The following is a 21,102-nucleotide window of genomic DNA, read 5'->3' on the forward strand; positions in this document are numbered from 1 at the left end:
TTGGCGGGCCAAGGAAAGAAGAAGATCGGCTCGTTGGAAGAGAGTCGACGGCGTAACTTCCGCATCCTTCTGGCGGTCGGTGCAGTGGTTGTACTGGCCGTCGCCGGAGTTGTCGTCGTGAAACTCGGTACGTCGAACGACACAGCCGGCAGCGCGACTGTGACTACGTCGCCGCAGCCTGCGCTCGTGACGCCGTCACCTCAGGTGGTGCCCGTCCCGACGGACGCACCGATCCCGAGCGCGTCGGGAATCGCAGCGGCGATCGGCCCGGCTGTGGCCAACCCGGATCTGGGGAAGTTCACCGGAGTAGTCGCTGATGCGCTCACCGGAAACATTCTGTGGAGCGCAGACCCGTCGACGCCGATGACGCCTGCGTCCACGACGAAGGTGCTCACCGCATCGGCGGCATTGCTGAAGTTGCCGCTCGACCACAGGCTGTCCACGACAGTGGTGCCTGGAACGAGCCCCGGGCAGGTCGTTCTGGTCGGCGGCGGTGACCCGACGCTGACGGCGACGCCGAAGGGGCAGAGCGGGTACTACGCCAACGCAGCGCACATCGCGGATCTCGTCGACCAGATCAAGGCTGCCGGTACGCCGGTGACCAGCGTCGTGGTGGACTCGAGCTTGTTCAAGGGCGACAACATGGCCACCGGATGGTTCCCCGCTGACATCGCGGCCGGTTACATCACCCCGATCGAATCGGTGATGATCGAAGGCGGTCGGTACGACGGCACTCAAGACGAGTCGCCGCGTTCGGAAACGCCCGCGTTGGACGCGGGCAAGGTGCTCGCTCAGGCCCTCGGTGTCGATCCCGCCAACGTGAGTCTCGGCGCGGCGCCTGCCGGTGCCAAGCCGATCGCCACCGTGCAGTCGGCGCCGCTGAGCGACCGGCTGCTGCAGATGATGGAACATTCCGACAACGTGCTCGCCGAGACCATCGGGCGTGAGGTCGCGATTGCCTCCGGAATCGAAGCCTCGTTCACCGGAGCCGTCGACGCGACCGGCAAGACCTTGCAGGCCGCCGGGTTCGACTACACCGGGGTTTCGCTGCACGATTCCAGCGGACTTTCCGTCGACGATCTCATTCCCGCTCAGGTACTCGATCGCGTCATGACGGCGGCGGCCGGTGACGGTGATCCGAAACTGCGTCCGCTGCTGGACTACCTTCCGGTGGCCGGCGGAACAGGAAGTTTGTCCGACCGCTACGCGTCCGGAAACCGAACCGGTGCGGGTTGGGTACGGGCCAAGACGGGAACTCTCTCGACGGCCAGCGCGTTGTCAGGGTTCGTGGTCGATCAGAACGGGCGAGTGCTCACCTTCGCACTGATGTCCAATGACCGGCCGCCAGAAGTGAGCCGTCCTGCCCTGGACGCGATTGCCGGAGCATTGAGGAATTGCGGGTGCCAATAGTGGCCGAAAAGACTCCACAAGATGATGAAGCCTCGGCTCCGCTCGGTGGTGCCGTCGACTGGAGTCTTGCCGCCAAAGCCGGGATAAAACTGGCGCGCGGCGGCCCCGCGATGTCTCGCTACACGGCCGAGACGGCAACCGCAGAACTCGCCGAAGCGTCCAAGCGCGCAGAACTGCCAGTTCGTGAAGTGACCGGTTTGGCCGACGGTCTACCGGTCCCGGCCGCTGACGTGCTGGACCGGGCCGGGTGGATCACGGCGGCCTCGCGGTCGATGGCGCATCTCACCGGCGCCGACCCTGACGGCAGTGGCAATCTCATCGTCGGAAAGCCGGCGGGCTTGCAGGCCGGCGCCATGCTGGCGTACCTGTCTTCGGCGATCCTCGGGCAGTACGACCCGTTCACCGGCGAGCACGGCACCCTGCTTCTGGTCACACCGAACATCGTCTCCGTCGAACGGTCCCTTCGGCTGAACCCGAGTGACTTCCGGTTGTGGGTCTGCCTGCACGAGGTCACTCACCGGGTTCAGTTCTCGTCCTCACCGTGGCTAGCGGAGTACATGAAGGAATCCGTCGAAACGCTTGGTGCGACGGTGGACGAGTCGATGACCGACGTTGTCGGGCGCCTTGCTGCAGAGCTGCGCTCGCGGAAGGAACCCGACTCCAGTGACGGTGCGACGGCGGGCGGGATCATCGGCCTGCTGCGTGCTTCGCAGGCGGAACCCCAGCGTGACGCGCTGGATCGGATGCTCGTACTCGGCACTCTCCTCGAAGGGCATGCAGACCACGTGATGGACGCCGTCGGCCCCGCCGTGGTGCCGTCGGTGGCAACTATCCGCGCGGCCTTCGACAAGCGTCGGCAGCGCAAGTCCAACCCCGTGCAGCGGATCATCAAGATGCTTCTCGGCATGGACGCCAAGATGGCGCAGTACGTACGCGGCAAGGCCTTCGTCGACGCGGTAGTTCTCAAGGTCGGCATGGAGCAGTTCAACACCATCTGGACCGGGCCCGAGACCTTGCCGTTGCTCGACGAGATCGACAATCCCGACGCGTGGGTAAAGCGCGTTCTCGGCTAGATGCTGCTGCCTGAGACGCCTGCCCTCCTGGCGCTGCGACAGGCCGTGCGGGCGTGGACGGTCGTATTCGAGCCACGACGCCGTGTGGTCGTCGCACTGTCCGGGGGAGCCGATTCGTTGGCGCTGACCGCAGCAGCCGTGGCGGAAACCGATTCCGTCGACGCGTTGATCGTGGACCATCGGTTACAAGATGGTTCTGATGCCGTCGCACGCTCGGCCGCAGACCAGGCGCTGGCGCTGGGTTGCCGGACCGCGACGGTGCTGACCGTCGACGTAGCCGAAGGTGGGAGTCTCGAAGCCGCCGCGCGTGAGGCTCGGTACAGCGCTCTGCGCGACACCAGGACTGACCTCCCGGTTCTGCTCGGACACACGCTCGACGATCAAGCAGAGACCGTCCTTCTCGGACTGTCCCGCGGGTCCGGTGGGCGATCGATTCAGGGTATGGCTGCATTCGACGCCCCCTGGGGACGGCCGCTACTCGGCATCCGTCGATCGGTGACCAGGGCGGCCTGCGTCGACCTGGGCTTCACGCCGTGGGAGGACCCGCACAACAACAATCCCGAGTTCACTCGCGTGCGTCTGCGGCACGAGGCGTTGCCGCTGCTCGAAGAAATTCTCGGCGGGGGAGTTGCCGAGGCGTTGGCCCGAACCGCGACGCAGTTGCGTGAGGACGGCGAGGCGCTCGACGAGTACGCCGAGGCCCTACTTCTACGGGCTGTCGTCGACGGGAAAGTGGAAGTGGACACACTTGCCGAAGCGCCCACCGCAATCCGCCGACGCGCTCTGCGAGCCTGGCTGCTTCAGGGCGGCGCAAAAGCATTGACGGACAAACAGTTACGGGCGGTCGACGCCCTGGTGATCGACTGGCGGGGGCAAGGCGGCGTCGCGATCGGGGGCGGAACACCGGAGGCGAGGTTGGTGGCGGCCCGGCGACGTGGCAGGCTGATCCTCGGATTCGAAGACCGACGAAGGGTTTGACGCGTGTACGAGGGCGACATCGCATCGGTACTGATCTCCGAAGAACAGATCCGTGCACGAACGGCGGAACTGGCTGAGGAAATCGCCAAGCGTTACCCGGCAGGCGCCCCCGAAGGGGATCTCCTGCTGATCGGCGTCCTCAAGGGAGCGGTCTTCTTCATGACCGACTTCGCCCGCGCCCTGCCGATCCCGTCGCAGATGGAATTCATGGCCGTGAGCTCCTACGGATCCTCGACCTCGTCTTCGGGCGTCGTCCGCATCCTCAAGGACCTCGACAAGGACATCGCCGGTCGCCACGTGCTGATCGTCGAGGACATCATCGACTCGGGCCTGACGTTGTCGTGGTTGATGCGCAACCTCAAGACGCGCAATCCCGCTTCGCTCGAGGTCGTCACCCTGCTCCGCAAGCCGGACGCCGTCAAGATCGACGTCGACGTCCGCGACGTGGGCTTCGACATCCCCAATGAGTTCGTCGTCGGTTACGGCCTCGACTACGCCGAGCGGTACCGCGATCTGCCGTACATCGGCACCCTGGACCCCGAGGTCTACGGCGGCTGAGCCTGCTCGCACTGACCTGAACTTGCCTCGTCCCCAACGCGCCAACCAGCTCAGATCTTAACTGTTCCCAGTCACCACTTGGGTTCTAGGAAGGTTTCTGCAACGCCGGATCCTTCTTGCTAGACGCGGTGCTGCGTCGGTTATGCAATAGGTTTTCGGCAAGTTTCGGCTCTCCACAGCTAACCTCGGTCGAAGTCGCTCGTCTGCGACAGACCGGACGGATCGTTTCTAACGCAACCTTTTCGATTTCTGCGCTACCGTTCAGTCGCGAGGCGACACGGAGGTATGGAGTTGATGGACGATTTCTACGAGGTATTTGCGGGTTGGGCGAGGAAGACGTCGTTGGAATCAGCTCTCAAACGTTTCAAAGGCAGGCTCACCGCGGAGGAACTCGATGAATTCGAGGCGGAGTACCGCAGACATCTCTCTGGAGTGATCACCGCCGGCCCGCCGATCATCCACGGGCCGCGTGAGCCCTGGTATGCGGGGCCGAACGCCAGCGCCGATACTTATTGGCCTGCTCTCGAGCGCTACATCCGAGGAGACTTGTCGTGGCCGGATGATCGGATCCAGTCCTTGGACGGCTCGTCCAATAAGGTTATTGCCTACACGCCGCGTCCTAACGAATCATCGTGGGATGCGAAGGGGCTGGTGGTGGGCTATGTGCAATCTGGTAAGACCACCAACTTCACTGCTGTAATCGCAAAGGCCGCGGATGTCGGTTACAAATTCGTCATTGTGCTGTCGGGAATTCACAACGGGCTACGGAAACAGACGCAGGAGCGTCTCGATGAGCAGCTTCATATGCTCACGCCTACTAAGTGGAAGCAGCTGACGAATGCGGATGACGATTTTCGAGCGCCCGCCATGCAGTCAACGGCTCTACTGCATGTCGACGACAGTGGTGTGATCCTCGCCGTCGTGAAGAAGAATGCCGCGGTCCTGAAACGTTTGGACAAGTGGTTACAGCCGGCAGTAAAACAGCGAGCTCTCACCGATGTGCCGACTCTCATCATCGACGACGAGGCAGATCAGGCAAGTGTGGAGACTCGAACCATCAACCCCCTGATTAGGGGCATCATCGAGAAGCTGCCGAAAAGCACCTATATTGGCTATACAGCAACGCCATTTGCAAACATTCTGATCGATCCTGCCGGGGGCGACTTGTACCCGAAGGACTTCATTCTGAATCTCCCGGAACCAAAGGGATACTTCGGCACTGAAAAAATCTTCGGTCGAGATGCGGTCGAGGGCGACGAGGCGAACGGGAAAGACCTCGACGGCTCCAACATGGTGCGGATCATTCCCAACGAAGACGTAGACGACGTTCGTCCGCTGGGGAAGACCGCGACGGCGTCCTTCATTCCTTCGATTCCGCCCACCCTCGAGAATGCGCTCGATTGGTTTGTGCTCTCGACGGCTGCGCGACGCGCACGCGGTGACGCCGGGCATTCGACGATGTTGATCCACACCTCGGTGAAGACGGACATTCATCGCCAGTTCAAGGGGCCATTGAATGCATACGTGGAGAGGCTTTCAAAAAGGTGGGCTGCCGGTGATGCATCGACCAAGGATCGCTTGCGAGCGCTATGGGAATCCGAGACAGGGAAGGTGCACTCCTCCGAATTCGATTTGAAATCAATCGATTTCGATGCAGTGTCGGCGAAGGTCGAAGATGTCTTGTCGGTCTGTCGCATCGTCATCGACAATTTCCGAAGCGATGACCGCCTCGACTACTCCACTGACGGTCAAATCGCTATCGCGGTCGGGGGGAACACTCTCAGTCGCGGTCTGACGTTGGAGGGGCTGACCGTCAGTTACTTCGTCCGCGCAGCCGGTGCCTACGACACGTTGCTGCAGATGGCACGGTGGTTCGGATTCAGGCCAGGCTACGAAGACTTGCCCAGGATCTGGATGACCGAGGAACTACGGCAGTGGTTCCGTCATTTGGCGACGGTGGAGCGTGAGATTCGACTGGACATCGAGAGGTACGAGTCCGAGAATCTGACACCGACGGAGTTCGGCGTTCGAATCAGGACTCATCCCACACTCCGGATTACAGCGAAGATGGGCGCCGCTATTCCCGCGTACGCGTCGTACGGCGGCAGGAGGGTTCAGACGCGTTACTTCCGCACGCAGGACTCGGAATGGCTGTTACACAACAAGGATGCTGCAGACGGTCTCGTATCGCGAGTTCGTACCAAGGGAATTCAAGGCGACATCCTGGACTCCGGCTCCGTACTTTTTCGCGATGTCGATGCGGACGATGTGCTGACCTTCTTGGGTGATTACCACGTGCATAAGGATTCGCCCGATCTCGACGCCGAGTTGATTGCCAAGTATGTCGTGAAGCAAAGACGGAAAAATAGGCTCGACAAATGGAACCTGGCAATTTTGGCTGCAGAGCCAGGGAAGGAGAAGGGATTTGTCAGGCTGGGTGGGTTCGACTTCGGTCGGATCGTTCGATCTCAGCTCAAGGATGACGGTCTCGAGCGGGCTGATATCAAGACTCTGATGTCGAAGGATCATCGTGCGGTTGACTTCATACCCAAGACTGTCGCGAGGAAGCTCAGTGAAGGTGCATTGATGGATGCGCGAGACAAAGATGCAACCGTGCAACGGAAGGGCCTACTTCTCTTGTATCCGATCGATCCGGTGTCAGAACCGCTGGAGCAGAACAAGGATTCAAGGAAGCCGCTGAACGCGGTTGAAGACGTCATCGGCGTGGCTCTCGTCTTCCCTGGTGCTGCTGACGACACAAGCCCGGTTGCCCAGACGTACGTCAGTGTCGATTTGACTGATGCCGAGATCGAATCTGATCAGGAAGAACTCGATGAGCTGGTAGGTGCGGGGTCCAATTGAGAAAATCAAAGGCTGCGGAGCGATCACAGTGGTGGTCACAACGGGTCGCCGCTGAGGGATCTACCGCTTCGGAAGGTATCCGTCGACAACTCGGGAAACCCAAGCTGGATCCGCTCACCGTGCTCATTCGCGAAGCGGCTCAAAATAGCTGCGATGCAGCGCTTCCCGGCCGGGAGGTTGACTTCAATGTGCAGATTCGTCAACTGACAGGCAATAGGCTCGAACGGTGGCGGGAGTTCCTTCTCCCAGGGCCGGTAGGGGCGTCCCTCGGCCTGGCTGAAGCGCTGGACCGACAGCCGACCATCTTGACGATTTCCGATCGTGGCACGACTGGCCTTGGTGGCCCACTACGAGCAGATGAACCTCCACTCGAAGGGGAGCGAGCGGACTTCGTCAAGTTCATCAGAAATGTAGGTGAGAGGAAGGGAGTCGACCTGGGTGGGGGCTCCTACGGATTCGGCAAAGGAATTCTGTACAACGTCAGTCGGTGTCACGTGATCGTCGCTGACAGTCGTTGCATCTTTCGCGGTAAGCCGCAGCGTCGATTGATCGGTGCCGCCATGGGAGATGGTTTCCAAGACAAGGGCGTTCGCTACACCGGACGCCATTGGCTAGGCGTGCTGGAAGGTGAAATCGCGCAGGCACTGGTAGATGACGATGCCGAAGAGATGGCAACTGCCCTTGGCTTGCCGAGGTTCGCTGAGGGGCAAACCGGTACGACTGTAGCGATCATCGATATTGACCTGGGAGCCGTTCGAAATGGCGACGTAGAGCAGGAACGCACACCGGAGTCGGCTGCCGAGTTCATCGCTTCGACCATGTTGTGGAATCTGTGGCCGAAAATGATCGACGGGGTGGAAAACCGCTTGCGGTGTTCAGTGAAGTTCGAAGGGTTCTCTGTCCAGATACCTGATCCAGCTGCAACAATCGAATTGAAGCCGTTCGTCGATGCGTATCGAAAGCTATCGCTGAACGGTGAATACGATGTGCCGGCTCGAAGGGCTAAGCCTCAGGAGATCGGTCGTTTCGCGAAGGTCGAGTCGATGGCACCCATCAAGCAGAATTATCTGCTGTCTCTGGCAGCCCCATTCAGTGGTGCCGCACATCATTGCGCGCGAATGCGCCAAGCCGATCTGGTCGTGAATTATGTATCTGGAGACCCTCATCCGGATGAAGCGATTCAGTATGGCGCAGTCTTCAAAGCCGGCATCGATGCCGATCGGTATTTCTCGGATGCTGAGCCCCCCACTCACGACGATTGGGTGACGAGTGGGCTACATGGCACAGCATTGGGTGTAGTTCGTCTCGGAGCCACTTACGTGAAGAGCAAGCTCAAGCCCTCGGTTCGAGATGTCGATGCTGATTTGCATCACGAAGCTGCGTTGGCTCCGCTCGCAGGTCGCCTGTCAGGACTTGTGGCAGGTGCATCCGGCGATGGCGCAGGGCAACCAAGTCGAAACGGGAGCCGTCGGTCAGGTCGATCCGGCAGTCGTTCGGCTGTCAAGCCAAGGATCGTGGAGGGCCCGCAACTGATCGTGCATGGCGGCGACGCACTCGTGGTTGCTACGGTCGAGTTACCTGCTTGGCCCACAACAAAATTGGTGGTTGCGGAGCCTATCGTTGTGATCGATGGTGGCATTGAGTTACGGGGACTTCTGGAACCGGCGGAGGTCGTGGGCTGGGTATGTCTTGAAACGGGCGAGCATCGGGTAGGAAGTCAGATTTCTGTTGGACGTGCAGACCCCCGGAAATGGGTAGTTTCTGTCCGTCCACCTCGGGACGCGGTCGTGCGGCTAACTTTTGTTGTAGAGGATGAAAGCTGATGGCCGTCAGAGACGTTCGTCCGTATTTGGTGCCGAGGTCCGGGACTATTGAGCCGTCGATCTGGTTACGGATGGTTGAAGGTGAGTGGGAGCCACTGGGCGAGGCTGTCGAGAATTGGGACTATCGATCAGGACTCCGCCTGCGCTGCACCATAAATGCGGATCCGTTGATGATCCGCGCGCATACGAGGCTTGATGATGGTTCGCCATTGGCGTTCTACTTCGGGTGGCGAGCATTGGACACCTACCTAGTCGGGCCGGCGAAGCGCGTACCCCTCGCGGACGGGCGGTTCGATGTCGAGATTGAAGTCGATCCGCAATATGCCGGTGCAACTATCGCTTTGACCAGGAAATTGGTTCTCGAAAGGGATCGGTTGAGTCCGCTCGTGGGAGAAGCGCGCCACGCGGGCTCAATCCTCTGGAACGACGAGCAAGCACTTCGTCTCACCGGCTCCGAAGCGATGTTTCCTACCGAGGTTGTCGATTTCGACGCATTCGGCATCGACGAGGGAGCCAGCTGGCATCTTCGAATGCCACTGAGTCCGGACGAGCCTGCGATGGGGGCATTGTTGCTCCTGATAAATCCGCTTGACAAGAAGCTGGTCAAGGCAGTCCAGAGGGAGAGGAACCATACGGACGAGCAATTGGTACTCATTCAAGAGATGGAAGAAGGCCTGGTGGACGAAATCGTCCGATGGTCGCTGGCGCGTTGGGATGAGCTCGAAGGTTGTGATAGCGAATCATTCGGCGCCACTGCTCGTTCTCTTGCTCTCAGGGTGCTTGTCGACCCCACTGCGTGGACCGCCGAATCAATCCTGGGCTCCTCAATGGATTTGCACAGTTCGATTGTGGCGGGTGCACGTTCGATTGGATTTGGAAGGTTGCTCTCATGACCGAGCTGTGGCCCCGATTGAGTCTTGCGTCGGGGGTAGTTGAATTGCAAAAGCTCAATGAAGATCCTTCGCAAATGGCGCGGGCGGCGCGTCCTACGCACTCGCAGATGACGTATGCAGCGAGTGGAGGGAAGCGAATCGGCGAGTCTGGTGTACAAGAGTTGGCAGACTCGATTCGAGCGATTGCGCATGATTGCGGATATCCGGGCGAGGTAGGGAACGCGGACCTGATTCGCTTTGATCGCGTTGCTGCAGAAGAGATTCATCGGACTATGCAGATCACTTCGGTGGAGGCAGCTCACCGAGGAGTGTGGAACTTCCTCGCAATCGTGGCGATGCCTGACATCACCCGATGGCGATTCCCTGGAGAGAACATTGAACGTTGGATCGCAACTGACCTGACGCGTCATATGTTTGCTCGCTTGTGGTGGCAGGCAATGACATTCGCGACAGTGGTCGACGGCGTCGCGGACTACTCGCTCCTGCGCAAACTCTCGGAGAGTGACCTCAACCAGATTACCGAACGCAGGTCGATAGCAGGAGTAACTCCTCTTGCTCGTTCGATCGCTCGCATCTTGATCGAAGGTGGAGGACAGAGAAAGGTTCTCCGTGACGCTGTGCCCAGACTGCGTCGGTTGATGGCGTTCATCGACTTCTCGATATTGAGCGACGAACAGTTGGACGACCGCGTGCGCGCGATTTTTCGTGAAGTCTCGCTCGAGGTCATTCAGTAAGGCATTCGTCTTCCTGGCGAATTGCGAGGCTACCAGCGAGCGCCTAAACCGGACGGATAGTCTCTTATGGTGCTATTCGGTTGGCGGTGGAGAGGAGTGCCGGGTGAGTTCTCGAGTACAAGAAGACGCGGTGGCGTCGCTCAGTGCGATTCTCGTCCAAGCCCGGGCTGCTGATGAACGGGGCCGACGCAACCTGGTGAACAGCGTTGGTTCGAATGCGTTCACAGCCCCGTTGACGGATTCCTTCGGTGAACTCGCCGCATTTGTTACTGCTACGGCGGTAGGAATTCAGATTCTGCGCGGAAACACCGTTGCCACGGAGATTCCCCCACCGTTGCCGTGGCCGTTGGATGAGCTCATCGACGATTCCGAGTTGGGCGACTGGTCGGCGGAAGGACTGGTCGTTGATCTGAGCGAAGTTCATACACACGCCCCCTTCTATTATCGCGAATACGGCCTCGACCTGTGTGAGTTGTTCGGTGAGTACCGCCGAACGTGGAACACGTGGAGGCGCTTCCAGCGCCGTGTTCAAGAGAGCGCCGAATTGTACGACGTGCTTGATGAGCTCGAGACTGCGATTTCGCTGTCTGCTCGGACAGTCGATACCGTCATCGCAGCGTGGCGTCTGGTCGTTCCTGAGCATGGAATTGACACCCGTATCGCATTCCGCTCGGCGCGACTGGTGCGGATCATCGCAAAGGGTGCTGAAGGCGACCTTGGGGATGACGAAACGGCCTCGAGTACTGATGTGCGTGGGATTGCTCTGACCATCGATCCTGCTGAACCGATGTTCATCGAACTTGGATCGACCGGGCTGACCGCAGACGGTGGTGAGTCGCTCCAGTTCCGTACGAGTGTCCTCGAACGGAACGATCTCCCGGTCGGCGCGCATGTTCGTAGCCGTGTATTCGACGACGTCCGTCCGGCAGTTGCCAGGGCTCTCCATCGGCAATGGGGAAGCGACGTCACGTGGACGCTCACGATGAGCCCTGCACTTCTGGTTCGAGAATCCTCCGCGGAACAGGACCAGAGTGAAATTCAGCGACTGAAGGACGCGGTGGCCACGATACTGGCGCCCTGGCCCGACCTCGCCGAGCAAACACAGGCTGAAATTTCAGACGTGACCAGGGGCCGCTGGGGCAGCCTGGTGGAAAAACGACTCGCGGAACTGATCGCTCGGCTGGAGCTTCCTGCCGCAACCGGCACGGAGTCGATAGACGTCGCAGCAGATTCAATCGTTGTCACGATTTCGGACACACCGAAGTTTCGCGACCGGCTCAGGGCGCGGGCGAACCCCGTCGACATCCTTACCCGTTTTCGTGACCGCCGTCGCGCTGCGGCGGCTGCGTCGGTTGTGGCGCCCGCTTTCTCGATCGATGCGAGCGAAGGCCCTTCGCAATCGCTCGAGATCGATTCTGGTTCAACGGTTACCGGTCTTGACGAACTTCAACGCCGAGTAGTTGAGGCGGCCACTGAAGACCGTCTTGTGGTAGTTGCCGGGGCGGGGCAGGGAAAAACCGAAGTTGTTGCTGCCAGACTTGATCACTTGGCAAGGGAGTGCGACTTATCGCTGTCGACAGAGGTGCTCGTTCTGAGTTTTTCCAGAGCAGCAGTATCCGCTGTTCGTAGTCGATTGGAAACACGGGTATTGGCGCAGGCCGAGATTCGTACTTTCGACTCGTTTGCCAACCGGGTGATCATCGACGCGGGTGAGGATCCAAAAGGCAACTTCGACGCAAGAATCGAACGTGCTGTTGGGCTTTTGACTGATGAAGACGCTGATTTGCCGATGTTGGAAGACATTCAGCATGTCGTTCTCGACGAGGTGCAGGACCTCGTCGGGCAGCGTGCGAAGCTCGTGCTGGCGCTGATCGATCGACTTGGGGACGAGGTCGGGTTCACTGCGCTCGGCGATCCGAATCAGGCGCTCTACGATTTCCAGCTTTCTCCGGAAGAACAAACCCAGCGTTTGGACGTGATCAGCGAGCTGCGCGGTCTCGCGAATGTTGAATCGACGGGTCTGCAACGTAATTTCCGTGCGCGGGGGAAAGACCCTCTTGCTGTCGTCGAGCTAGGGTCTCGCCTCCGTGAGATGGACAGCGGTGCGCGAGCACGTGAAGAGGTTGATGCCTTCATTTCCCGGTTGGAAAGCGTCGATTCCTCGGCGTGGCTCACTGATGTTTACCGCGCTGGACGAAGCACCGCGATCCTGACGAAGACCAACGGTGACGCTTTGCGCGTGTCCCAACAGCTCACCGCCCTGAACATCCGTCATACACTGCGGCGTACTGCACAAGAGCACGGCGCTCGGGCATGGGTTGCAGAGCTTGCTCGGCAGCTTCCGCGAAACATGAACCGCCGTGAGGATGTTATTGCTGCACTGCAGAATACGTCGGTGATTGACCCGATCGATGCATGGAATCTGCTCAAGGAATCCGAAGGTCGGACGCAGTTTCCGAACGATCTCGATCTCTCGAGGATCAGGCGCGTCATCGGTGGATACGGCATCCCGACGGCATTGTTGGCAGATGCCACGGAGGACGTTGTGGTGTCCACTGTCCATCGTGCGAAGGGCCTCGAATTCGAGAGGGTCTTCCTGTTCGATACAGACTACGAACGTGATAACGACGACTTCGCCATCGCTCGGCGAAACTATGTCGCGTTGAGCCGCGCTCGTGACGAAATCGTCCGTTGTTGCCCCAAGCCCACAAGGGCGTGGATGGAGAGAGATGCAGCAGCGACGGGGCGTTGGACGGAAAAAGTGCAATTCAAGGGCCGGAAGCGCGTTCGAGCCGTTGAATTTCGTGTCAACGACATCGATACTGACGAGCCCTTCGAATGTAGTGAAAACGCTCCTGCTGTTCAGAGTCTGCTTGCCGCCGGTACTCTCGTCGGCCAAACTGTGACACTGGTTTTGGACCTGGAGTGGACCCACCGCGATGCGCCAATCTATCTGGTCAAGGATTCCGATGGTGTCGCATTTGCGCGTACATCCGAGCAGTTCGGGCGAGATATCAGGCGAATCTTCATGATTGGAAATGCCCGTTGGCCAACGATTCTGAATGGTGCAACGACGATGTCGATTGAATCTGTCGCAGGTTCACCCGAAGTCAGCGACGAATTGGGAGTCGGTGATTCCGGCATCTGGCTGGTACCCCGGCTCGCCGGCCTTGTCCAACCAGACTGGAACACGAGATGGGATGGAAAGAATTGACAACCGTCATGACCGAGCTGGATGCGATGTACGGGTTCCGTGCGGAGATGGTCGAGGAGCTCAAACTCGATCTTCTCGGTCCGGGAGAGGGCGCGTTGGAGGTGCTCGCAGAACCACCGTTGGATCGCTACGTGGTGGGCGTGCTGTGGCCGACGGATGAGCCCCTGCAGGAGGAGCCGGAACCCGGCAGTGCCGAAGCGGATTCCATTGAAGGTGAAAGTGATTCACCTGTTGCGCAATCCTTGATGCGCTACCCCTCGTCGATGGGTTTGACGTTCACAGTCGATGTTGGTCTGGCATCCGAGGTGTCTTTCGATGTGTCGGCAGCACGATACAGACCTTCCGAGACGCTCGACGACCAAGACCAGGGTGGCAAACGCCGCAGAGGACGGAGTCGGCCTACCGCCTGGACCAGAGAGGCATGTACGCCAGAACGAGTGCGCCATTCACTGGCCACGAAGGGTGCAGTGAAGCTGCATGTTGCACCGGGCTTGGAGCTGTACATTCTGACTCGGACACCGCGCGACGGTAAGGTGACGGTCTCCGCTGTTCTCCGGAACAAGCTTTCGGTGAACAAAGGTGAACTCAAAGACGCGAGTGCCTGGTTCCAGGTCGAACTTGTCGTGACAACCGAAGTGCCTGCGATCGTCGACCGTAGTGCGCCGAACAGGCTCGGTGGCGAGGGTGACTTGCTCTCGGCGGAATTGATGTACCGCAATGCACGCAACTTCGGCATCGGGCACGGATGCGCCGTCACCTGGAGTGGAGTCGAGGCGACCACCGATCGCATCGCCACGACGCTGTTGCCTACGCACGAGGTTTCCCGCGCCCGGCCTGGGAAGGTCGGACCCGACGTCGATCTGAGAATGTCTTTTCTCGCGGAAGCAGACAAGGCGACTCTGGTCGCCACGTTGGGCAAGCTTGTCACCGCATATCGGGAGTGGATCAGCGAGCTGGAAGGGTCGGTGAAGGCCGGCAAGACGAACATTCCTGAATCGCTCGAGGGCACCGCAGACGTTCACTTCGAGAATGCGCGCGAGGCCGCGAATCGCATAGAATCGGGAATCGAGCTGCTCGACAACGATTCTGAGGTTCTCCGGGCATTTCGCCTGGCAAACTCTGCAATGCAAACCCAGCGTGCCCGACAGGTCTGGGTTCGTGCCGGTGCCACCGGTCCTGTCGGCGACGGAATTGATCAAGGTTGGTATCCGTTTCAGATCGCGTTCATCCTGCTCAACCTCCCTAGCATCTCCGACCGAGAGCACCCGGAGCGCGGCGTCGCGGATTTGCTGTGGTTCCCTACCGGTGGCGGAAAAACCGAAGCGTACCTGGGACTGGTTGCGTTCATCGTTCTCCTGAGGAGAATTCGCGATGACACCGCCATTGGCGTAGCTGTAATCATGCGGTACACCTTGCGGCTGCTGACAATTCAGCAGTTCGAACGCGCGACGATGTTGATGTGCGCTCTCGAACGAATTCGAATTACAGACGGCAGCTTGGGCGCGAGACCGTTCTCGATCGGCTTGTGGGTAGGTCGGGGGGGAACACCGAATACGCTCCTCGAGGCAAAGAAATCGTTGCGGTCTCTGCGATCGGAAACCGAGATCACCGAGGCGAATCCGGTCCAGCTGACGCAGTGCCCTTGGTGTGGAAAGACTCTCGATCACACGAAATATTCGGTCGTTGCCAGTCCTGAGCCGAAGCTCGTTATCGCTTGTCGCAACAATGCATGCGACTTTGCGGCCGGACTGCCGGTTTATGTTGTGGATGAGGACATTTACGAATATCGACCCGAGCTGATTCTCGGCACGGTAGACAAGTTCGCCATGATGGCCTGGCGTTCCGATGTCGGAAAGCTCTTCGCGCGAGACGGAGTTGGTAGCCCGCCTGATCTGATCATCCAAGACGAGCTCCATCTGATATCCGGACCTTTGGGGTCGATGGTCGGTCTGTACGAGACGGCAGTGGATGTCGCGTGTTCGGTTCCTGGGGAGGATGGAGCGCCCGGATCAAGACCTAAGATCATCGCGTCGACGGCCACCATCCGTCGGTCTGATGAGCAGATAAAGATGGTCTTCGACCGGGAGTCGCGCCAATTCCCACCCCCAGGAATTGATCCCGATCAGTCGTTCTTTGCTGAGCCGGCGCCGCGCGACACCGCAGGAACTCGAATGTACGTAGGCGTGATGAGTCCGGGCACCAGCCACGCGACTCTCCTCGTGAGGACGTATGGTGCGTTGCTGCAGGCAGCGCAGGACATCGAGTCCGAGGACTCCACACGGGATCCCTACTGGACACTCTTGGGATACTTCAACAGTTTGCGAGTACTCGGCAGTGCCATGCTGCAGGTCGAAGGAGACGTTCGTGAGCGACTGGGCGTCGTATCCAGGCGTGGCGGCACCGAGGCGCGCCGGCTGGAGTCTGCGAATGAGTTGACCAGCCGCGTTTCGTCAGCGGAAATCCCCAGGCGGCTCAAGAGTCTGGAGCGGAAATACGATTCGGGGACCGCCGATGACATCGTTCTGGCCACGAACATGATCTCGGTCGGGTTGGACATCGATCGGCTCGGGTTGATGACTGTCATGGGACAACCTCAGTCGAGCTCCGAGTACATCCAAGCTACAAGTCGCGTGGGTAGGAAGTATCCCGGGTTGGTTGTCACGATCTTCAACTCCGCTCGTTCGCGAGATCGGTCGCATTTCGAGAATTTTGTTCCGTTTCACCAGGCCCTCTACCGTGCCGTAGAAGCTACGAGCGCTACTCCATTCGCTGCGCGTGCGCGAGATCGAGGGCTGCACGGGGTCTTTGTATCCCTCGCGCGGATGATGATCGGTCCGATGTCGGGCGAAGGGGGCGCGCATGCTGCGCCTGCGCATGAGGAAGAGCTTCGAAACTTGATCTCCATCATCGAACGACGGGTGGAAGCGACATCGAGCGACGAGAGCGAAGACACCGTGGAGCAGTTGAACGAAATGCTCAAGGTATGGATCGAGGAGGCGAAGTCCCGCGATTCCATGAAGTACCAGGATCGCAAGAATTCGATGGACGCGCTTCTGGTCGAGCCCTCGTCTGCACTCACTGATGACAACATCGAATACACCCAAACCGAGACGCCCTGGCCCACTTTGATGAGTTTGCGCGATGTCGACGCGGAGAGCGCCCTGTACACGATCCGAATGAGGAGCCAGTCATGACAGTCGCGAAAGCTCGCCGTACTCAGCTGCTGAGTACGTACGGCGTCGGGAGTCTGTTCCCCTCGGAGACAACGAGTTACATGATTGCCGGTATTCATGAGTGGAAGGCGCGTGATGCGGACCTCATCAGTGAACCGCGTCTTGCGCGAAGTCTCGGAGTGTCTGAGCTGAAAGCTCCCCCAGCAGGATCGAAGCGCAAGCGCGACATACCGGTGATTCGATTTCCCATCACACAGGTCTGCCCGTCGTGCAGGCGAATCGATTCCATTGGAAAGTTGTCCAACGATCGAGAAGTTGCTCGCTGTTCGTGTGAGAAGCGAACGGAACTGAGCCCGTTCCGTCTGGTTATTGCCTGTACGCGTGGGCATATCGACGAATTCCCCTACTTCCGATGGCTTCATCAGGGCCAAGATGGCGGATCGGAGCACACGATGCACCTGCGCGCCCAGGGCCGGACTTCGTCGCTCGCCGACCTGGAATTGACCTGTACCTGTGGTGTGCAACCCAGGACCCTCGACGGTTCAGCTGGTCCGATGGCACTGGCCGAGTTCGGTAAGTGTGCCGGTCGTCGCCCATGGCTGGGGCCCGACGAGTCCCAGCACTGCGAAGAGACACCTCGGGCTGTTCAGCGTGGTGCGTCCAACGTCTGGTTGCCTGCCGTCAGATCGGCAATTTCGATCCCGCCGTATTCTCAAGCACTTGCCAAGTTTGTTGACCGCCATTGGGTTTCGCTCGGAGACCCGGAGGCAGTGACACCGGCACTTCTGCGTAACCTAGCCGAGTACTCTCGTCGCTTCTCGGTGCAGCAGATCGAGGCCGAGCTGGAACGGCGCAGAGGCGAAGCGTTCGACGACCTGCTTACCGAGGAGGCACTCCGTCGTCAGGAATATGCCGCTCTTGTCGAAGGCCGCGAACAAGAGAGCCTTGACGATGATTTTGTGTGCCTGGAAAGAGATGTGCCCGTCGACTTCGAGCACTTGATTTCCGACGTTCGCAAGGTGACTCGGTTGCGGGAAGTGCGCGCGCTCTATGGCTTTACCAGGCTTGATGACAACGAAGAGAATCTGTGCGCATTGTCGCCGGACAAGACGCACTGGCTGCCCGCGATCGAGGTGATCGGCGAGGGCATCTTTATTGCTTTTCATCGAGATGCCCTGGAGGACTGGGCACAAGAGAGTTTTCCGGTCGAACGGTGGAGCTTGTTCAAGAAGGTTGCCGGTCCCGCGTTGCAGCGACCCGACGAACGAGCTGTGACGGGTCTGATTCGTGTTGCACTTCATACGTTTGCGCATGTGGTGATCGACCAATTGTCGCTTGAAGCAGGGTATCCGGCGGCGTCACTGCGAGAGCGGCTCTATGTTGACGATACGGGCATGGCTGGTGTGTTGATCTACACCGCAAGTTCCGATTCCGCAGGCAGCCTCGGTGGAGTGGCATCGCAGGCAGAAACCGAACGGCTGGGCCCAGCTCTCGCAGAGGGTTTGGCTCGAATGTCCTGGTGTTCAGCCGATCCCGTCTGCATCGAATCTCAGGGTGCGGGCGCCGATGCGATGAATTTGGCTGCGTGCCATGCTTGCGTTCTGTTGCCGGAAACCTCATGCGAGTTGGGAAACCGGTATCTGGACCGAGCCTTGCTTTTCGGAACGCCAGAGGACGGTCATGAGGATCACGGATTGTTCAGCGAGGCTCTGGAGTCGATCTGAGGACTGGATCAGCGGAATGCGTTGTCGCGCGTGCTCGTAGCACGGACGCGCTCGACAATGCGTTCCCTGACCTTGCCGGCCGTCTTCCACTTCATCGAGCGCTTGTCGGGATCCAACCCGTATTGGTGCAGGATGTCTCGGAGTTGTTCGAGATCCAGACCACCCAGTTCCTTGCGCAGTCCATCTTCTCCGTCGCTGCGAAAAGCTGCGAAGGGATCAAGGACTGCTGGTGCCCTTGGTGTGCTGACTCTTCGGGCTTTGGTTTCCGTTCGAATGGTCCGCGAGGCGCTAGGGCGGGCATCCCCAACGGCAATGTGTTCTGCGACAAGTTTCCCCATTGTCAGCACAATGATCGCGGCGTTCGGATCCTGAGCTGCCAGTTTGTTGATCGACAATTCGAACGCCGTCTGGGCGGCGACGAGTTCGTCGTTGATTGGTGTCACGTGTAGATCTCCACATTCGTCATTACGTGGGATGTGAGGTCTCTCAGATCGTCGACCTTCTTGCCCCCGCCGTAGCGGTTCTTCAAGGTGCCGAAGTCGAAGAACTCTGCTGCCGCTGCGATGTCCGTCGCCTCGGGTATCCAATAGGGGATGACATTGGGTGGACGTTCGATGAGCTTGCGTTCTGCAGCAGGCAACGCGTCGTAGTCGAGGACCGCGTTCTGCAACCGCTGGATGGTGTTTCGGTGCAAGTTGGTGTTCGCGCGATACTTGGTGATGATCAGTCCGAGGGCTTGGACGTGATGTCCAGTTTTTTCGGAGAACATCCGTACGCGCTTCTGAATCTGCGGGATGCCGTACGTGGACAGCACATCGGGAATCGTCGGAATTACGTACGCGTCGGCCAACATCAGTCCGTTGCGCGTGATGATCCCCATATTGGGCGGACAATCGATGAGTATGTAGTCGTAGTGGTCTCTCACCGTGTCGACAGCTTCTTTGAGAACTAGAAGCGGTTGCAGCGAATCTGGCTCGTCATATTGCCACGCTGCGACTTCTTCGGAGATCTCGATCATGTCGAGTGACGACGCCAGGAGGTCGATACCGGCCAATTTCGCCAGCGGTGACACGTTTCGTTGAATCGCATCGTCGATGTCGAACTTTGGCGCTTGCGAATCGAGGGCCTGTTCGAACAGTGCTTTCAGCGTGCGACCGGAGTTGTTGAGCTCGTGCCAGTGTTCGGTCCCGATCATCATCGTTGTGAGATTGGTCTGGGGGTCCAGGTCGATCAGGAGAACACTCTTTCCGAACATGCCGGCCATGAACTCGGCGAGTGCGGCGGTCATTGTGGACTTTCCGACGCCACCCTTGAGGTTTATGGTCGCAATTACTTTGGCCATGAGGTGCGTCGGTCCTTACATCTCGGATGCGGTGGTGGTCGTCACGGGCGAATTCGCATTCGACGCAGACTCTACGATGACCAGGCGACAATGCGGCTGTGTGGTGGCTGGAGTCGACCATCGGTGTCGTAAACTTCGCCGTTATGGAAGACAATCGCAGCGCACAGTGTGATCTGTCCACGCACTCGGTTGTCGACCTGTTTGCCGGTCCCGGAGGCATCGATGTCGCTGCGACCTGGCTTGGAATGAGTACCCACGGAGTCGAATGGGACGACGATGCGCATGCAACACGTATCGAGGCCGGCCTGGATACTGACCATCGTGATGTTCGTGAGCTAGGTCCGAAGAAATTCCCCAATGCAACCATTCTTGCCGGTGGGCCCCCGTGCCAGACGTTTACAGTGGCGGGATCCGGTAGCGGCCGGGACGCTCTCGATGATGTGCTGAAGTTGGTAGATCGCATGGCTCGGGCTGAAGACGTGTCATCTTCGCTCAAGGGCCTCGATGACGAGCGCACCGGACTGGTGCTCGAACCGCTGCGTTGGGTCCTCGAAGCGCACGGTGCCGGCCGACCGTACGAAGCGGTGGTCCTCGAACAGGTTCAGACGGTCCTACCCGTGTGGGAGGCGATGAAGCCGGTTCTGGAGTCGCTCGGTTACAAAGTTGTGTGCACAGTTCTACGAACCGAAGAGTTTGGTGTGCCGCAGACCCGCCGCCGAGCGGTGCTGCTCGCCAACCGGATGGTGACGCCGATCCGTCCGGTGCCCACGCACCAGGCGTACCGAGCGGGAATGGTGCGTGGAACCGGAGAATCGCATTTGCTGCCATGGGAAACCATGGGTTCCGCTCTGAAGCGGGGCGAGTGGTTCGAGGTTGTGTCCAACTACGGCTCGGGCGGAATTCCCTCCGCGCGTGGGCGGCGCACTTCCGAGCAGCCGTCGGCCACGGTGACCGGCAAGATTTCGCGTAACCGCATTGTCGACCACATGGGGGACGAACAGGAACGGTTCTCTCCCGCCGAAGCTGGTCGGCTGCAAACATTCCCCCTCGACTACAAATGGGCGGGGCAAGGCTGGGCTCAGCAGGTGGGGAATGCTATGCCGCCCAGGTTAGCTGTTCATGCGCTCGCGGCCGCCTTTGGTCGCGTTCCGGTGACTGCGCAGCTGGACAGCAAGATCGAAGAGTCCTGGATGCGATCACGAGTGTCCGACACGCCGGTTTTAACAGTAGTTCCTGACCTGGGGATGGAAGGTGCGCTGGATCTTGGTGCCGCTGTGGCGGTCTGACTCCAGAGTAGGTAGGGAAGAGCGGCGCACTA

The 21,102-nt window shown here is 59.5% G+C and carries 14 protein-coding genes; 12 read left to right on the top strand and 2 right to left on the bottom strand.

Going from position 1 to position 21,102, the window contains the following annotated elements:
- From dacB to R4P70_RS19020, 11 genes are all read left to right on the top strand, one after another.
- On the top strand, positions 1 to 1,410 hold the full coding sequence (dacB, locus tag R4P70_RS18970; RefSeq protein ID WP_021333820.1) for a D-alanyl-D-alanine carboxypeptidase/D-alanyl-D-alanine-endopeptidase: 1,410 nt from the start codon (positions 1 to 3) through the stop codon (positions 1,408 to 1,410).
- Positions 1,410 to 2,483 (top strand): zinc-dependent metalloprotease, encoded by a 1,074-nt coding sequence (locus R4P70_RS18975; RefSeq protein ID WP_019746776.1) that lies wholly within the window; start codon positions 1,410 to 1,412, stop codon positions 2,481 to 2,483. Before dacB ends, R4P70_RS18975 begins: the two co-directional genes overlap by 1 nt.
- Complete coding sequence (gene tilS / locus R4P70_RS18980) at positions 2,484 to 3,461, top strand: tRNA lysidine(34) synthetase TilS (protein ID WP_113682065.1); 978 nt, start codon at positions 2,484 to 2,486, stop codon at positions 3,459 to 3,461.
- 3 nt (positions 3,462 to 3,464) lie between these two features.
- Complete coding sequence (gene hpt / locus R4P70_RS18985; protein WP_019746778.1) at positions 3,465 to 4,019, top strand: hypoxanthine phosphoribosyltransferase; 555 nt, start codon at positions 3,465 to 3,467, stop codon at positions 4,017 to 4,019.
- 294 nt (positions 4,020 to 4,313) lie between these two features.
- The gene (locus R4P70_RS18990) at positions 4,314 to 6,881 is read left to right on the top strand and encodes a Z1 domain-containing protein (protein ID WP_317831146.1); all 2,568 of its coding nucleotides are present in this window, start codon (positions 4,314 to 4,316) and stop codon (positions 6,879 to 6,881) included.
- 494 nt (positions 6,882 to 7,375) lie between these two features.
- Positions 7,376 to 8,704 carry a hypothetical protein gene (locus R4P70_RS18995; protein WP_142006380.1) on the top strand — a complete coding sequence of 443 codons (1,329 nt, stop codon included), beginning with the start codon at positions 7,376 to 7,378 and terminating at the stop codon, positions 8,702 to 8,704.
- Positions 8,704 to 9,597, top strand: a complete 894-nt coding sequence (locus tag R4P70_RS19000; RefSeq protein WP_317831149.1) for a hypothetical protein — start codon at positions 8,704 to 8,706, stop codon at positions 9,595 to 9,597. Before R4P70_RS18995 ends, R4P70_RS19000 begins: the two co-directional genes overlap by 1 nt.
- Before the next feature lie 107 nt (positions 9,598 to 9,704).
- Entirely contained in the window at positions 9,705 to 10,331 is a 627-nt protein-coding gene (locus tag R4P70_RS19005; protein WP_221628835.1) for a DUF6339 family protein, read from the top strand.
- A gap of 682 nt (positions 10,332 to 11,013) precedes the next feature.
- Positions 11,014 to 13,545: a UvrD-helicase domain-containing protein gene (locus R4P70_RS19010; RefSeq protein ID WP_317831151.1), complete on the top strand. Its 2,532-nt coding sequence runs from the start codon at positions 11,014 to 11,016 to the stop codon at positions 13,543 to 13,545.
- Positions 13,546 to 13,553: 8 nt separating this feature from the next.
- Complete coding sequence (locus R4P70_RS19015) at positions 13,554 to 16,739, top strand: helicase-related protein (protein WP_317831153.1); 3,186 nt, start codon at positions 13,554 to 13,556, stop codon at positions 16,737 to 16,739.
- Entirely contained in the window at positions 16,736 to 18,442 is a 1,707-nt protein-coding gene (locus R4P70_RS19020) for a DUF1998 domain-containing protein (protein ID WP_317831155.1), read from the top strand. Before R4P70_RS19015 ends, R4P70_RS19020 begins: the two co-directional genes overlap by 4 nt.
- An 8-nt stretch (positions 18,443 to 18,450) precedes the next feature.
- Here the strand turns inward: R4P70_RS19020 and R4P70_RS19025 are convergent, their stop codons facing one another.
- The gene (locus R4P70_RS19025) at positions 18,451 to 18,885 is read right to left on the bottom strand and encodes a hypothetical protein (protein WP_252194246.1); all 435 of its coding nucleotides are present in this window, start codon (positions 18,883 to 18,885) and stop codon (positions 18,451 to 18,453) included.
- Positions 18,882 to 19,784, bottom strand: a complete 903-nt coding sequence (locus R4P70_RS19030) for a ParA family protein (protein ID WP_042922676.1) — start codon at positions 19,782 to 19,784, stop codon at positions 18,882 to 18,884. Before R4P70_RS19030 ends, R4P70_RS19025 begins: the two co-directional genes overlap by 4 nt.
- 143 nt (positions 19,785 to 19,927) lie before the next feature.
- On the opposite strand from R4P70_RS19030, the gene R4P70_RS19035 reads away from it, so the two are divergent.
- Positions 19,928 to 21,070 carry a DNA cytosine methyltransferase gene (locus tag R4P70_RS19035; RefSeq protein WP_317831160.1) on the top strand — a complete coding sequence of 381 codons (1,143 nt, stop codon included), beginning with the start codon at positions 19,928 to 19,930 and terminating at the stop codon, positions 21,068 to 21,070.
- The last annotated feature ends 32 nt before the right edge of the window (positions 21,071 to 21,102 follow it).

The sequence above is a fragment of the Rhodococcus sp. IEGM 1241 genome, assembly GCF_033142365.1.
Taxonomy (GTDB): domain Bacteria; phylum Actinomycetota; class Actinomycetes; order Mycobacteriales; family Mycobacteriaceae; genus Rhodococcus_F; species Rhodococcus_F erythropolis.